The sequence below is a fragment of the Legionella jamestowniensis genome (genome assembly GCF_001467745.1).
Classification (GTDB): Bacteria; Pseudomonadota; Gammaproteobacteria; order Legionellales; family Legionellaceae; genus Tatlockia; species Tatlockia jamestowniensis.
In genome coordinates this window covers 1,186,225-1,202,226 of sequence record NZ_LNYG01000013.1, presented here as the reverse complement: position 1 = coordinate 1,202,226, position 16,002 = coordinate 1,186,225, and the positions used below count along the sequence as shown (strand labels likewise).

Genomic DNA, 16,002 nt, shown 5'->3' with positions numbered 1-16,002 from the left:
TGTGGAAAACCCTTTTATTTAGATGGGAATAAATGCCTATAAATTTAAAAATCAACCTGGTTTTATAAAGTAATTCAAAAAGCATACCAAGAAATCGAACCGACTAATCACAACAATAAAAATAAGTAACCATTTGATTAATAAATGTTAATTTAAACTACTAACAGTTGTTGGCGAGCTAATAATAAAAAACAAATTCTAAAAATTTATTTTATAATTATTATGCACGACCTTTAAATTAGCTTCCCTGCACAGGAAAAAAATGAAATTACGTCTTTAGGCGCACTAGCGAAGCAAGTGCAGGATGCTCTTGAATAAACATCTGTTCCGATATGCGCAACGACGAGATGAAAAATGATTTCCTGCGTAAAGTTAATTAACATAACTTAACTCCAGCGTTTGACAGCCGGTGTAAAGTTTTCTATCATTGCCAACCTTAAAAATTTAATTAACAACAGGTTCATCATGAAACGCACATTCCAGCCCAGTAATTTAAAACGCAAACGCGATCATGGTTTTCGTCAACGTATGTCAACCCGTGGTGGTCGTTTGATATTAAAGCGTCGTCGTGCTAAAGGACGTAAACGTTTATCTGCTTAAGTGAATTGTTTTGATAAAACACGGCGGTTACTTAAAAAAAGTGATTACGATTACGTGTTTGCTCAGGCAAAAAAAGTGGTGACCTCAGAGTTTATTTTTCTATACCGTAATAACTCTCTGGGGTATGCCAGGCTAGGGTTAGCATTATCAAAAAAAATAATTTCAAAAGCGCATGACCGAAATCGCCTGAAACGCTTGTTGCGAGAAACGTTCCGTGTAAAACAGTTGCCTGCAATAGATGTGGTTGTATTAGCAAGACCTGGCGTTGCAAACGCAGAAAATAAAACATTAAATGCCAAATTAGGTAAAACATGGGACAAATTAATCGCTTTATCCGCTACTTGATTTGCTTACCTATAGTGTTGTATCAATTGTTGTTGCGCCCTGTCATGAAACCTTGTTGTCGCTATTACCCTAGTTGTTCCCAGTATGCTCTTATGGCTATTCAACACTTTGGTGTTGTTAGAGGCATTTGGTTGACTTGTCGTCGATTGTTGCGCTGTCATCCATGGGCTGCTGGAGGTTATGATCCTGTACTACCTAACGAAGAGAAACCCTGATGGATATACGACGTGTAGTTTTGTATGCAGCCTTAGCGCTGGTTGTTTACTCCCTGTGGATGAACTGGCAAAAAGATTATCCACCTCCTGCGCCGGCTCAACAAAGTGCGGAGGTTGTGCCTTTACCTGCTAAGAGCGACAGTTTGTTACCTACAATGACAAGTGATGCAGCACCAACGCCACAAGCTGCCATTAAAGAAGATCAAGCGGGTAAAGCTTCAGCCGAGGCCATTCAGGTAAAAACAGATGTTTTAAATCTGCGTATTGATTTAACTCATGGTGATGTAGTAAATGCTCAATTGCTGGAATATCCAGTAAGTATTGAGGAAAAAGATAAACCTATTACTATCTTACAAAATCAAGCCAATCAACAATACGTTGCAAACAGCAGCCTGTTTATAACACAGGGTCAAGAAGTTAAAAGTCTTAATTTTGATTTTTCCAGTGCAAAGCAAAAATACGAATTGGAAAAAGGGGAAAATACGCTGACTGTTACTCTTAATGGTAGAACACCAGACGGCCTTACGGTAAAAAAACAATTTATTTTTACCCGTGGTAGTTATCTTATTGAGGTTAGATACTTAATTGATAATCAAGGAACTGCTCCTTGGCAAGGTTATCTAAATACGCAATTGCTGCGTACATCACCGCAAGAGGATAAGTCCAGTATATTCCATATTGGTTCATACACTGGTGCATCCTATTCAAATCCTGGCCAGCATCGTTATCAAAAAGTAACTTTCCCAAATATGGCTAAATCCAATTTGGATGTAAATGCTAAGGGCGGCTGGATAGCCATGCAACAGCATTATTTCTTAAGTGCCTGGATACCAAATGCTGACAGTAGCAATATGTTTTATACGCGCGCAGTAAACAATGATTACACCATTGGTGCAGTTAGTCAGCCTATTACCATTGCACCTGGAATGCAAAAGGAAATAAGCTCAAAGCTTTATGTAGGACCAGAAAGTACGGAAGTATTAAAAAATATTGCGCCAGGTTTGGATTTAACCGTTGATTACGGGTGGCTATGGTTCCTTTCTTCGCTTCTTTTTTCAGTAATGAAAGCTATCTATTCTCTGGTTGGTAATTGGGGATGGTCAATTGTTTTAGTTACGGTACTCATTAAGCTTGCATTTTATCGATTGTCCGCCAGTAGTTATAAATCGATGGCTGGTATGCGTAAATTGCAACCTAAGCTTCAAGCTCTACGTGAGCGTTATGGGGATGACAAGGCTAAAATGAGCCAGGCGACCATGGAGCTATATCGCCAGGAAAAAGTAAACCCGTTAGGCGGTTGTTTACCAATCCTTATTCAAATCCCTGTTTTTATTGCGCTTTACTGGGTACTACTGGAAAGTGTTGAATTAAGACAAGCCCCTTTTATCTTTTGGATAAAAGATTTAGCCGCTGCCGATCCTTACCATGTATTACCTATCATTATGGGTGCTACCATGTTGATTCAGCAGAAATTAAATCCAGCGCCTCCTGATCCAATGCAGGCGAAGTTAATGATGTTTTTGCCAATATTGTTCACAGGGTTATTCTGGAATTTCCCGGCGGGTTTGGTGCTATACTGGATAGTGAATAATACCTTGTCAATTTTACAACAGTGGTATATTACTCGTAAGTATGATGATAAACCTAAACAAACTGTAATACCTGCAAAATAATGCAAAATGATACAATTGTAGCGATCGCTACTCCACCGGGTCGTGGTGGAGTAGGGATTGCTCGTCTTTCTGGGCCTCTTGCATATGAAATTGCTTTAAAGCTAAGCAATTATCAGTCATTAACACCTCGAATAGTTAATTATTGCTCTTTAAAGAACAGAAATAACGAAATTATTGATACAGGGTTAGTTATTTTTTTTAAAGCGCCTCACTCTTTTACTGGAGAGGATGTCGTGGAGTTTCAGGTCCATGGTTCTCCATTAGTCTTGGATAATGTTCTGGGTGAGTGCGTTATGATGGGCGCAAGACTTGCTCGTCCTGGCGAGTTTTCTGAACGTGCATTTCTCAATGACAAAATTGATTTAACCCAAGCAGAGGCTATAGCCGATTTAATTCAGGCAAGTTCCCAAACTGCTGCCCGCTTGGCTATTCGTTCATTACAGGGTGATTTTTCTAAAACCATTCATGAACTTAATGAAGAGATTATCCATTTGCGTTTATTTGTTGAAGCCGCCATTGATTTTCCGGAAGAAGAAATAGATTTTCTCAGTGATGGCAGAGTGTCTGCTATGTTAACTGCCATCATAGAAAAGTTGACTGCAATTCGCGCCAGTGCCTCTCAAGGTGCGCTTTTACGGGAAGGGTTGGCAATTGTCATAGCCGGTCGTCCTAATGCTGGAAAATCCACCCTCATTAATTGTTTAGCTGGTCGTGATGTGGCTATTGTCACCGATGTCGCAGGTACTACCCGCGACGTCATGCGCGAAAATATTTTGCTCGATGATATACCTCTTCATTTGGTTGATACTGCAGGTCTTCGAGAGAGCGATGATTTGGTTGAAAAAGAAGGGATTAAACGTGCTTGGCAAGAAGTCAGCCGCGCTGATTGTGTGCTCATGGTTATTGATATTAAACAGCAAAATGCAAGTTTAGATTTAAGTGATGCCATACGCGAAACCTTACCTGCAGGGGTACCTGTAATTCAGGTATTCAATAAAATTGATGCAGTAAATCTATTTCCTAAAAATGAAACTAATGCAGTTTATTTATCGGCAAAAACCGGTGATGGTATTGACTTACTTAAGGAAAAAATTAAAGAGGTGGTGGGCTACCAACCTACGGAAGGCCAATTTTTGGCAAGACGCCGTCACCTCCAAGCGCTTGATAAAGCCAACGAATTATTATTAGCAGGAGAAAAACAACTTTCCAGTCATAAGGCGGGTGAGCTTTTGGCGGAAGATTTGCGACTTGCCCATCAAGCTTTATGTGAAATTACCGGAGAATTTACTTCAGACGATCTGTTAGGAAGAATTTTTTCCAGTTTTTGTATAGGCAAATAACGGATAACCTAGTAACAATCTTAGACGTTTTTTGGTTTGGAGACTGTGCCTTCCAAATTAGCGCTACCTTTTTTCTCTGTTAGATTATCCGTTGCCCCAAACTGGCTATCTCGAGACCTGCCTGGTAATACCGGTTTTGGATGATCGATCGCAGTGAATCCATCTCCAATTACATCTTCGAAATCGTTTGTACTTAAACTGTTGTTAGGCGCAGTGCTTACCCCTTTTTCCTTGAACAAGGCTACTACATTGCTACCATCAGATAATACGTTGTCAGAAGAGTGAAGAGGCGCTGAAACGGTTGACTCCGTAATTATTGGATGAGCTTCCCTAGCAGCCTGTGGATTTTTTCTTGCTTGTAATAATTCAAAATTAACCATGGGCGATGTAAAAGTTCGCAAAAGGAGGTAAGCTCCCTTGAATAAACCTTGAGCAGCATAGGTAAGAAGCATTAAACCACTGCGCAAATATTGAGTGGATAAATGGGTTGGTGCCCAATTAATTAGAGTATTTTTTAAAAAGTTAGCAGTTTCTGACAAAAGATTAAAACTAAATTCAATAGGTCTTCTTATTAAATTAATAATAGGTTGAAAAAGAAAGCGCAGGGTAACAAAATAAATGATTTTCTGGTTAGTAGTTCCCTGATAAGGCCAGCCAAGAAAATAGTTCTGGAATTTAAGTAGCTGACGCTGTTCCTTATTTGCAACAGGCATCATGGTATCTTGCCATGCTTTTTTTACAAAGCTTGCAAAATTACTATCTACTTTTTTTGGTGCTTTTTCCTTAAGAAGTTGAGTAGCTTCGCTAACTGGATTTTTTATTTTGGCAAGTAAATTGTCGCGGGTAATGGCTCCATCCTCTAACAATTCTTTGCATGCCAATATAGCTGCTACATTATGATAGCCACAGGACACTCCATCAAAAAATGACTGAGTGCCCAGGGCATAATAATTTGCGGTAACTTCTCCGAAAGTAAGGGTGCTTTTAGGAAAAGGATTTAATGCTCGTAACAATCCCAAAAGAAGGGTACCTGTTCCGCCTTTGCCAGAAAAAAATCGTATCGCATTACTTGCTTTGGGATCAAAAATGTCAACGGTCTTTTTATCTGCGCTAATATAAGTAGTAACAATATGTTGCTCAGTTGCTCCCCGACCATCCAGTCCTAACAAGAGTTGCTTACCTGGAAAAAGCTTATCTAAATGAGGCAATAAATCGGCAAAGTTATTGGCAGCAATGGGGGTTGTAATGATGATTAAATTTTTTGTTGGATCAGTATAGTATTTAAAGGGATTGATATACAGCTCCTCGCTTCCCACAGATGTATTAAACACCTCTTGAGTAACTGTCTCAATCGATGGTTTTGGAAAATACTGAGCAAGCGGATTAGACGATTTTTGTAAGTGGTCTGCTAGTAGTTGCTCAGTCAACTTATTATTAAGTATTTTATATCCAGGCATGATTAACCAAAATAAATAAAGATATCTTTTATAAGTATAATGGTTTTAGATTAACCAAAAATTAACTACCCGTATTAGATCCAGTAAATCCTTTTGCGCATGACAAATTTTTTCACCACGGATAGACAGAAATTCTATAAACCTCTTGTTTGCGTAGTACGAGAGTGGTAAGTTTACAATTTTATCTCTCTGCCCAAATTTTTTATGGATTAATCATGGTTGAATCTGCTTACAAAAAGCGAAATGAGGATTTTTTAAAAGATAAGCACGCCAAGCTTGCTTTATTTTCACGAAAAAATGAGGCATCAACAGCGATTAATTCATCTTCGATAGAGCAACCACTTCCTCTTACATCTCAAGAAACGCTTCAATTGGCTGAGAAAGAAGCAAAGAATCATAATTACGGTTTTTTAGCAACCAATCGCTTACTGATTGAGCAGGAATTCGATAACCTTTTTACCACGCTTACTCAGCGAGGACTATACAGCGATGAGTTACGTTTTTATTGCTACTATTGCTGCATACTGCTTAAGCAGTATTACGTGATTTATGAACAAGAGTCCAAAGTAAAAGAATATGAGAAATTGCTGGCGCAGTTGAATATACTATGCTTGCAAGGAAAACTTCCCCCAGCTGTTATAAAGGTTGAGAGTTTTTTTCAGGCTTTAGGGAAAAAAATTGCTGCAGATTTAAGAGATCTACTTGAGACCCCGCGAAAACTTTCCAAATTAAGAGACCGCGTAGCAATTTCCAATTTAAATCGAATCTATTGGTTTTTTTGTCGTACAACAATCAAAGATACTCTGCTTCTTGCCCGAGAGCTTAAGTGGCTGGAGAAGTTAGGCGCTCTTTTAGGCAAAGAGATTAATGTTGATAGTGTTATAAATCTTTTGGAAACACCTAATGGCATTTTACGCTTTTTTAGCGTGGGTTTTTTTGCGGTGCGCTTTATCATGAATGCAGGCATGGTATTAAAGCATGTTTTAGCCCCAACCCCTCAAGAAAAACAATTGGATTGGAAAAAGCGTTTTACTAATGAAATCTACAAGCGCCATGCCACATTTTTAAATGATATCGTTTGGGGTACAGTGAATTGCTTAACGAATTACAATGAGGTTTTTGGTATTTCAGCACCTGTCGCTGGTTGGGTTGTTGCTGGATTTATGTTTTTTGATGTTTGCCTTATTTTATGGCGTCGGCAGTTGGAGGAAAAAGAATACCTCACCAAGCGCTCTCAATATCTTACTGAATTAGAATGGTTGACTAATAAACTTACGACGGGGCTTTCCCTGGAAGAGCGTGAAAAATTTGATAAACACTATATCGCTACCAAAGAACAATTGGCTCAACTTGAATTAACGTGGAAAGCGATTGACGCCACCTATTGGTTTAACGCCACTGCTGCGTTTCTCCTAATGGCAGGATTTTCAGCTTCGATGCTCTTTACGCCAGCTGTCACCGTTCTTGGTTGTTATATGCTGTGTACATTAGCTGTGGCTATGTATTTATCGGATGGCGCTTATAAAACCTATAAAGAAAAAAGCCTTTTGCTCGAACACGCTCAACTTGTTAATCAAGGTGAAAAAGCGGCATTTAAAGCCTATCAAACAGCCCGCAATGATTTTGTTTTTACCCTGGCTAAAAATACCATCATGCCTACCTTATTAATTGCCACCTTTGCTGTTTGTTGGCAAGCTGCTCTCGTATTGGCAGTTGCTTATGCGGGCTTTGAGATCTTTCGTGCTTATAGCAAGCATACAGAGGCACAAAAGGGTGCCATGGAGGATAATTCAGGCGCTTTAACACCGTGTTAATTTTGTAACAAAATTATTAGCGATTTGCTATATATCTAGTATGTCTAATAATAATTCATAAGATCATCACAATGGATTGTGATTTTGACGCAATTATAATTGGTGGGGGGCCTGCTGGGGCCACCGCCGCTTTATTGCTGGCGCGATTGGGTTGGTCTGTTGCCCTAATTGAAAAAAATACATTCCCACGACCAAAAGTTTGCGGAGAGTTTATATCCGCTACCAATTTCCCTTTGTTAATGAATCTTGGCTTGATGGATTTTTATCAACAGCAGGCGGGTCCTAGTATCAAACGTGTTGGCTGGTTTGGTGGTGAAAAAAGCTTAACGGCTACAATGCCGGCTGTAAATCATTCTTGCGGTCAATGGGGAAGAGCATTGGGGCGGGAATATCTTGATACGGTTCTTCTTAATGAAGCAAAAAAAGCGGGTGTTACTATTTGGCAGCCATGCACTGCACAGCAGATAATGGATAAAAAGAATTATTTTGTCTGTTTGATTGAAACGAAAAAAGACCTTCAGGAATTAACTGCGCGTACTGTAGTCATCGCTCAGGGTTCGTGGGAAAAAGCAATTATAAAAAAACAGCAAACCCCGCATAAAAATTTGGATTTGTTGGCATTTAAAACGCATTTCCGGGAAACAACCCTTGAAGAAGACTTAATGGCATTAATCTCCTTTCCCGGTGGCTACGGGGGGTTAGTCCACAGTGACAATGATCGTGTGTCACTTTCTTGTTGCATTCGTCGAGACATGTTACAAAAAATAAGAGCCAATCATCCTGGTCAATCTGCAAGTGAGGTGTTATTGGAGCATCTATTTTTGACGTGTAGAGGTGCTGAGCAAGTATTAGCGTCTGCAAAGCAAGAGGAAAACTGGCTGTCCATCGGGCCGCTTCGCCCTGGAATCAGATATTGCTATGGGAATGGTTTATTTTACGTGGGTAATATCGCCGGAGAAGCTCATCCTATTATTGCCGAAGGCATTAGTATGGCAATGCAATCAGCCTGGCTGTTGGCAATCACTTTAAGCAAAGGCCCGGCAAATAGCAGGACTGATTTAATCAATAGAGGAGTCGATTATAGCAAAAAATGGCATCAACAATTTACCCTGCGTATTCGTGCAGCAGCCTTTTTTGCTCACTTAACCTATCATCCACGAAGTATGAGACTCTTACTTCCATTAGTGGCTCGCTTCCCGGAGTTATTAACGTTTGGAGCTACTTTAAGCGGGAAAAAAAGGCAGTTGCAATTACTTTCTTAAAGTTAGCTGCCAGCGAAAAGGCCAACACCATTTGAGTTGGTAGTTGGAAACACCAGCGTTTGCCAGAAATACTTTCCACTCACTACGGGTAAAACCACGTTTTATAGAAATTAATCCATCATGGGTTATCAGCCGATTACGAAATAACCAGGGACTTATAAACTTATAAAGGCCATAAGCAAGCCAATGTCGATGGAGATCATGGATAACAACCGCTTCTTTTGCATGATGATAGCTGTGGTGTAAAAACTCTATTAACTCCTCATCATTTAAATGATGACAAAATAGGGTAGCTAAAAGAATATCAAAATGCCCCGTGTTAATGACTGTTTTAAAATCCACCGCCTTAAAAGCCAACTGCTGCTTTAAATTATTCTTGTTCCAACCATGTAGTGCTTTTTTAGCAGCGGCAATAGCTTCTTTGTTTATATCAACACCAAGCATCTGCATTTGTGGAAAATGACGACTTAAATTTAATAAAAATAATCCATTCCCACAGCCAATATCTAACAAAGTAGCCTGTTTGGAGCAGGTTTTTAGTAACTTTTTGGTGTCGCGAAAAACTCCCAACAATTTGTTAACACGAAATAATTTTTTTAGACAATCTAGATACTCTTCGGGCGTATAAAAATCAGGCCCTAGATCAATTAACTCCTTTTCCTTTGAACGCATGGTCATTCCAATGATTAAATTATTTACTTTACAACAACGTCGCACTAAGCTTCAGGATACATGGTATTGATAGCTGCAATATCTTTTTCGCTTAGTTGTTTGCGTTGGCCAATTTCTACGCCATCAATTAAAGGGGTAATTGTTTTCTGGCCATTTTTGGAGAAAGCATAAGGGCCATAATGCATGATGGATTGATAATCATAAGCTCCGAAATCCATCCCATCAGTCAGATGCTGATCAAAATTATATTTATGTTCTTCTTCAATATTTTCCCATAAGATACGAATAAAGCTTGCTCGGTCAGCACGTGATTGCTCATGCCAAAGACCCAATGCATGGCCAATTTCATGAACAGTATTCATTGTAGTGCACCTTGGGGATAAAATAATTTCCTGCAGCCCGCCCTCTTTACCCACAAACGAAGAACAGGTTGTTCCTTCTGCAGGTACGAAGGAAATATAATCAACGTATTGGGAACGGTTTCTACTGGTTAACTCAATGAATTCAATATTTGTTTTTTCCTGCCAGTGATTGATTGCTTGTAATACCGCAAGTTTATTTTTAAAAGGTAAGTCTTCAGCTATTTCGAAAGGCACAATGCCTTGTTGCCAACGACTACCCCCTATTTTGAGTGTAATTACAGCCCCTTTGCGCTTTAAATCAGCAATACGAGCCAGAATTATGTCTCCCTCACTCACAGCAAAACCATTTTTTTCTTCATAAATAACCGATCTGCTTCCTTGTACGGGATCATCAATTATTAATTTTCCATAAGTAGTGGCCAGACTGTTTGTAAAAATAAAGCTTAAAAAAGAAAAACAAACGATGCGGTGCATAGTTTACCCCTTTGGGTGATGAAGTTTTAAAAATTATTCTATCTGAATAAAAATTACTTTTAAAAGAGGTAAAAAAAAAATTTATAATAAACTGGACTTTAAAATAGAAACTAACATCGACAAGAAGTATTCTGTATTATAAAAATAAAGGATGAACGTCAGGAGTAAGGATGAAAGAGTTAACTCCCTATCAACAAACCAGAGCCTATTTTTCTAACTGGCAAAAACAACTGCGAGAAAATATTTTATTAGCAAACTCCAGTTTAATGCATACTTATCAAACATATTTTGCCGCAGAGCCAGAATTTTTACAGGATTTAGCGGAATTCGCCCAGCAGGTTGTTGCTGAATTAGAACCCACAGCCATGGAAAATAACATCGATGCCAACTTGCCTAAAATTGCCCATTACAATGCCATAGGACAGCGTGATGACCGTGTTATCCATCATCCCTCTTATATACACGCAGGTGATATTATTTATGGCTCGGGTTTAATGCGCTATTTGCTTAAGCCGGGACAAATGCGAAAGACTCTCAGTTTATTTTTATTATCTTCTCATGCAGGGGAGGCTGGTCACAACTGCCCTATTGCTTGTTCGGCAGGGGTCATTCGTCTACTAAATCATCATGCCAACATTAAAGAAGCAGCTTTCTATTTGAAAAAATTAACCGAGCCCTCCTTTCGCGATAACTATACAGGTGCACAGTTTTTAACAGAAATTCAAGGAGGTTCGGATGTAGGTGCCAATGCTACTACGGCGTATCAAGATGAATATCAGCAGTGGCGTATAATAGGCGAGAAATGGTTTTGTTCGAATGCCAATGCGGATTTAATTTTATTAACAGCCCGCTATAACGCAGAGCTATCAGGTACAAAGGGTCTTGGTTTATTTTTAGTCCCTAGCCACCTTCCTGATGGACAACTGAATAACTATAAGATCCGTCGGTTAAAGCAAAAGATTGGTACGCGCTCCATGGCGACTGGCGAAATTGACTTTGATGGTGCCTTAGCCTATCCGATGGGAGAGTTGACAGAGGGTATTCACCTGGTTATGGAAAATGTTTTGCATCTGTCAAGGATTTTTAATGCCTTTTCTGTAGTGGGAATGGCAAGGCGTGCCTATCAAATTGCTTACTATTATGCTTGTAATCGCCAGGCGTTTCAGCAGGCTATTATTCATTATCCATTGGTTAAGGAAACATTGGCGCAAATTAAGGCGGAAAACATCGCCATGTTGGCAAGTATTTTTAACATGGTGTATCGGCAAGATGAATTGGATAGAAAACCAGCTATAGAACAAGAAAAAGACCAACAACTATTGCTTAGAACCTTGGCAAATTTAAATAAATATTTTACTGCAAAGCGTTCTGTAGAAAATATTCATCACTGTATCGATATATTGGCGGGAAATGGGACTATTGAAAGCTTTTCTTCTTTACCGAGGTTACTGCGAGACTGCATTGTTTGCGAAAATTGGGAAGGAACGCATTTTACTTTATGGATGCAAACCTTAAGAGATATCCATAAATTTAACGTTGATGAAATTTTTATTACTTATTTACGGCAACTGCTGGAAGAAATACCTCAGGACTTTAGGTATAAAACGCTATTTAAAAATAGTATTGATAATTTAGCTACAAAAATTAAGACAATGAAAGCATCCAATGCGGATGAACAAAGCCTGCAAATGAAGGAAATTATTGAGGATATGGCGAGTTTAAATGCGGCACTTGCCTTAAGTATTGAATTACAATCAGGTCATCCACCAGAAGAAAAAAAAGCGGCGTTAGTATTATTCATAAAAAATTATTTTACTTCTGAAGATGATAATGAACACTACCTCTCGCTAATTAACCAGGTTTTGGGAAAAGCATAAAGTTAACTTTTACAATTAATTTTAGGATTTGAAGTTAGCCAATGTTTCAATTTGACCCAGGGGTTTTGCTTTCCGGTAGGGCCGCAGCTATATATCTCAATAGCATGAAATCGGCCCGGGTTCGAATAATGGTAAGCAACCCCCCAAGGATCTTTAGGGATCTTTTTTAGATACCTTGTCCAATGTTGAGGAATGGGCTCTGTAACTGGTTTTTTAAGCAAAGCCTCTAACCCCTGGGTATTTGAGGGGTAAAATCCGTTATCCAGCTTATAAAATCTCATAGCATTTTCTAGGCGTAAAATATCTTTGTTTTCCTTAATGGTCTCCGGAGATTTTTTCCAGTTAATATGTAAGTAGATTGATACAACAATTGCAACGAGAAGCACCAGGAGCATAATAGTTAATATAATTTCAATTACTGTAGCCCCGCTCTTTTTTCCTACCCAAGTATTCGTTTGCGATTTTTTCATTTTAATTGACTAATTTTTCATGAAATTTGAGTAATATTTTTTTATTACTGCCACTCAATCAATCATAAGTATAAAAATTACAATTAATCAAGTAAGATTAGATTTTAACGCGCAAAAACAAAGCATTTCATTTAGATAATTTCAGGATAATTACATGCTATTACGGATTTTGCTATATGTAAGTTTATCTATCATTTTGATTGCAAATTACCCTGCTTTTTCCCAAGGCTCAGCGATACCAAACGAAGGGCTACAGGCTGAAATGAAAGGTGATTGGGAAAAGGCGATTTCCATTTATACCCAATTATTATTAAATAATCCGAACAATCTCGATTTGTGGCTAAGAGTTGCACAAATAGAACATCATATCAAAAATTACCCGCTTGCCATTAATGCCTATAAACATGCTATACGAATAAAACCTGATGATTCTAAATTACATAAAGCCCTCTCTGAAGTTTATGCTGAAGCAAATCAACCCGAAGAAGCCCTGATTGAAGTTGATAAGGCCGTGAGATTAAGTCCTAACAATGTGGATTATTTGCTTGCTAAGGTAAAAATTGCCAATTGGAATAAAGAGTCTGCAGTAGCTTTAGAAAGCTATCAAAAAATTTTACAGCTTAGTAAAACCGAGAACATCACTATTAACAAGAAAGAGACCTTCATCGAAATTGCACGTTTGCAGGCCCAGTTGCAAAATTATCAGGAAGCCATAAAAAGCTATAACCAAGGTATTCTTTTAAATCCTGATAATCCCAAATTATATCAAGAGCTTGCCCAGGTGTATGCTGCTGCAAAGGACTTTGATAAAGCCTTAAATACCACGAACAAAGCATTGCAATTAGATGCTGATAATGTAGAACTTTTACAGTTAAAAGCTGGCTTGGAAAGCCTACTGCAAAAAAATCAGCTTGCCGTAGAAACTTATCAAAAACTACTGGAATTATCTGCTTTGCATGGCAATGCAACTACAGTGGATCGCCTTATGATTTTAAAACAACTAGGAAATCTTCAAAATCAAGCGCACAATTATAACGAGGCGATAAAAATTTATATACAAGCCATACAGCTCTATCCCGGTAACGCCGCCCTCTATCAAGATTTATCCCAAACTTATGCTGCTGCAGAAGAACCTTATAAAGCAATGCAAGCTATTAATAGAGCCTTGGAATTAGAGCCTGATAATGTGGATTATCTGCGCTCCCAAGCGACGCTCGCAACATGGGTAAAAAATAATAAATTAGCTATTGAAACCCAGCAAAAAATTCTGGCACTCAGCCAAGACGATAATGAAAAAATCAATCTTTTGAGACAAATTGGCAATCTATACAATCAAGAACATCAGTATCAGCAAGCCATTAATGTTTACGAGCAAGCGATCTCATTAAATCCGAAACATGTCACGTTATATCAAGAGTTGGCGCAAACTTATGCCGCTGCTAAAAACCCTCAGAATGCCCTGAATGCGATTAACAAGGCCCTGGAGATTGAACCTAACCACATTAGCTTGTTACAAACAAAGGCAAGGTATGCAAACTGGGTAAAAAATAGCAAATTAGCTAAAGAAACTTATCAAAAGATTTTAGTTTTGTCTCCCGGCAATAAGGAGGCTATTGCCGGACTTAAATGGTTGGATCATCAGGAAATGGCAATGGGGGAATCCCGAGCACTTAGTCCTGCGGAACAATTAGTTGCTGAGGCCAATAACTTTGCCAGTGTAGGCAATTACAATCAGGCAATAGATGCTATAAAGAAAGCCATTAAAATTAAACCCAATGACTCTCGTTTATATAAAATGCTTTCTGAAATTTATGCTACGGCCGATAAACCCCAGTTAGCATTGCTGGCCATTAACCAGGCTTTAGCCATCGATCCTGTTAATCTTGAGTATTTAAGGGCTAAAGGTAAATTAGCAGCCTGGGCTGGTGATAAATTTCAAATGGAGGAGAGTTATGCAAGAATCCTGCTGTTAAAACCAGACGATCAAGAAGCCATGTTACTATTGGCTCATGCATTACGATGGCAAGGCAGAACGGATGATGCTATCTGCGCTTATCAAAAACTTCTCAAGCTTTATCCTAAAGTTGCAGAAGGGTGGCTTCATTATGCCGAGGTATTATCATGGACAGAAAATTACCTTTGTGCCTGCAGTGCACTAGCTCAGTACAGGCACCTAAAAGGATTTACCACCGATTATTTAACCAAACAAGCCCGCTTCCTGGCGTTAGCCGAAAGATACAAATCAGCTCTGGCTATTAACAGGCCTTTGCTTGAAAAAGATCCTGACGATTTATATTTGTTAACAACACAAGTTTCTGCCTTAGTCAAAGGATTTCAAATCAATCATGCGCTTTACTATTTACAAAAAATTAACAAGCTATATCCAGATGAAAAACAAGTAAAAAGTTTAAACAATATCATTCTGACACCGTTAAGAACCAATGCGAACCTTGGGACAGAATATATTTCCGCATCGGATACTACTAGAATTTTAAGCATCCCTTTAACGGCTCAATATTTTCTGACGCCAACGACCAGTATATTATTTCGTGGGCTTTATGAGCGGGCTACTGCGGCGATTGGAAGCGGTTTAGAAACTTATAATGGAAACCATTCCATTTTTGATGAAAGCGCCATGGTTGGTTTTGCTACCCAGGTTCAATCGTTATTTAATTTATCTGCCTTCGCGGGTGGCGTGAAAGTGCAAAATGAAAATAACCACGGAATTTATGAGTTAAACTTCAATCCTAATGTAGGGGAAACAGCTAAGTTTACTTTTACAAGCTTGCGTAATTTATACCGACCCTACCTTGTACCCCAATCTCCTCGCTCCATCTCTTTACAAATTATGGAAGCTCGTAATGGTGTTTATCTGGAATGGCAGCCATTCATTCAAAAGTATTTAAACCTATTGGTTTCTTATTCTGAGCTAAGTGATACCAACAGCTACTGGCACTATAATATTTGGCCAAAAGCTAGAATTTTTGGTTCTGAACGCTGGAAAGTCACTGTGGGTCTTAATGCTGATATTTGGCAATACAAAAAGCGATTGGGGAATGGCTATTATGATCCCCTTGATTTCAATGGTTATGAAGGAACCATTGAAGCTTACTATGTGCAATCCGAGAATGTTGGTTATAGTCTATCGGGTGGGTTCGGCATGCAAAAGGATGAAACCTTTCCCCATTACTACTATGAAGAGGATGTAGCATTCCAAGCATTTTGGGGACTTTATAAAGACTGGCAACTCCGGCTTAAAGGTGGCTATACCCTTAGAAACAATCCCACGGGCAATTATCATGCATGGTCTACCGGCTTAATTCTCACACGGCGTTTTTAGGTGCAAGAAGGTTATACCCTCCTATAATGCTGCAAATTTCAGCACAAATATTTAAAAAATCCAACTACACTATAATAAAACTTAAAAAAAATTATAAGGAT

At 38.8% G+C, this 16,002-nt stretch carries 13 protein-coding genes; 9 read left to right on the top strand and 4 right to left on the bottom strand.

Going from position 1 to position 16,002, the window contains the following annotated elements; translation table 11 throughout:
* Window positions 1–465: 465 nt before the first annotated feature.
* From rpmH to mnmE, 5 genes are read left to right on the top strand one after another with little or no spacing between them, the layout of a single operon-like run.
* Window positions 466–600: a 50S ribosomal protein L34 gene (rpmH, locus tag Ljam_RS09575; protein ID WP_058449812.1), complete on the top strand. Its 135-nt coding sequence runs from the start codon at window positions 466–468 to the stop codon at window positions 598–600.
* Window positions 601–945 carry a ribonuclease P protein component gene (gene rnpA / locus Ljam_RS09570; RefSeq protein ID WP_058449811.1) on the top strand — a complete coding sequence of 115 codons (345 nt, stop codon included), beginning with the start codon at window positions 601–603 and terminating at the stop codon, window positions 943–945. It abuts the gene before it with no gap.
* Entirely contained in the window at window positions 912–1,160 is a 249-nt protein-coding gene (gene yidD, locus Ljam_RS14960) for a membrane protein insertion efficiency factor YidD (RefSeq protein WP_074881645.1), read from the top strand. The genes rnpA and yidD overlap by 34 nt, the downstream gene beginning before the upstream one ends.
* Complete coding sequence (gene yidC / locus Ljam_RS09565; RefSeq protein WP_058449810.1) at window positions 1,160–2,833, top strand: membrane protein insertase YidC; 1,674 nt, start codon at window positions 1,160–1,162, stop codon at window positions 2,831–2,833. The genes yidD and yidC overlap by 1 nt, the downstream gene beginning before the upstream one ends.
* Window positions 2,833–4,173, top strand: a complete 1,341-nt coding sequence (gene mnmE, locus Ljam_RS09560) for a tRNA uridine-5-carboxymethylaminomethyl(34) synthesis GTPase MnmE (protein ID WP_058449809.1) — start codon at window positions 2,833–2,835, stop codon at window positions 4,171–4,173. Before yidC ends, mnmE begins: the two co-directional genes overlap by 1 nt.
* Before the next feature lie 20 nt (window positions 4,174–4,193).
* Here the strand turns inward: mnmE and Ljam_RS09555 are convergent, their stop codons facing one another.
* Window positions 4,194–5,630 (bottom strand): hypothetical protein, encoded by a 1,437-nt coding sequence (locus tag Ljam_RS09555; protein ID WP_058449808.1) that lies wholly within the window; start codon window positions 5,628–5,630, stop codon window positions 4,194–4,196.
* A gap of 215 nt (window positions 5,631–5,845) precedes the next feature.
* Here Ljam_RS09555 and Ljam_RS09550 point away from each other — a divergent pair, with 215 nt between their 5' ends.
* Together Ljam_RS09550 and Ljam_RS09545 are read left to right on the top strand one after the other, a co-directional pair.
* On the top strand, window positions 5,846–7,444 hold the full coding sequence (locus Ljam_RS09550; RefSeq protein WP_058449807.1) for a hypothetical protein: 1,599 nt from the start codon (window positions 5,846–5,848) through the stop codon (window positions 7,442–7,444).
* A 71-nt stretch (window positions 7,445–7,515) separates the two neighbouring features.
* Window positions 7,516–8,706 (top strand): NAD(P)/FAD-dependent oxidoreductase, encoded by a 1,191-nt coding sequence (locus Ljam_RS09545; protein ID WP_058449806.1) that lies wholly within the window; start codon window positions 7,516–7,518, stop codon window positions 8,704–8,706.
* Here the strand turns inward: Ljam_RS09545 and Ljam_RS09540 are convergent.
* Window positions 8,695–9,378: a methyltransferase gene (locus tag Ljam_RS09540; RefSeq protein WP_058449805.1), complete on the bottom strand. Its 684-nt coding sequence runs from the start codon at window positions 9,376–9,378 to the stop codon at window positions 8,695–8,697. The genes Ljam_RS09545 and Ljam_RS09540 overlap by 12 nt on opposite strands.
* Before the next feature lie 44 nt (window positions 9,379–9,422).
* Entirely contained in the window at window positions 9,423–10,214 is a 792-nt protein-coding gene (gene legP, locus Ljam_RS09535) for a Dot/Icm T4SS effector Zinc-dependent metalloprotease LegP (RefSeq protein WP_058449804.1), read from the bottom strand.
* A 170-nt stretch (window positions 10,215–10,384) separates the two neighbouring features.
* On the opposite strand from legP, the gene Ljam_RS09530 reads away from it, so the two are divergent.
* Window positions 10,385–12,091, top strand: a complete 1,707-nt coding sequence (locus Ljam_RS09530) for an acyl-CoA dehydrogenase family protein (protein ID WP_058449803.1) — start codon at window positions 10,385–10,387, stop codon at window positions 12,089–12,091.
* Window positions 12,092–12,093: 2 nt separating this feature from the next.
* Here Ljam_RS09530 and gspG read toward each other — a convergent pair whose 3' ends face one another.
* Entirely contained in the window at window positions 12,094–12,561 is a 468-nt protein-coding gene (gene gspG / locus Ljam_RS09525) for a type II secretion system major pseudopilin GspG (RefSeq protein WP_058449802.1), read from the bottom strand.
* Between the two features lie 154 nt (window positions 12,562–12,715).
* Here gspG and Ljam_RS09520 point away from each other — a divergent pair, with 154 nt between their 5' ends.
* Complete coding sequence (locus Ljam_RS09520) at window positions 12,716–15,901, top strand: tetratricopeptide repeat protein (protein WP_058449801.1); 3,186 nt, start codon at window positions 12,716–12,718, stop codon at window positions 15,899–15,901.
* The last annotated feature ends 101 nt before the right edge of the window (window positions 15,902–16,002 follow it).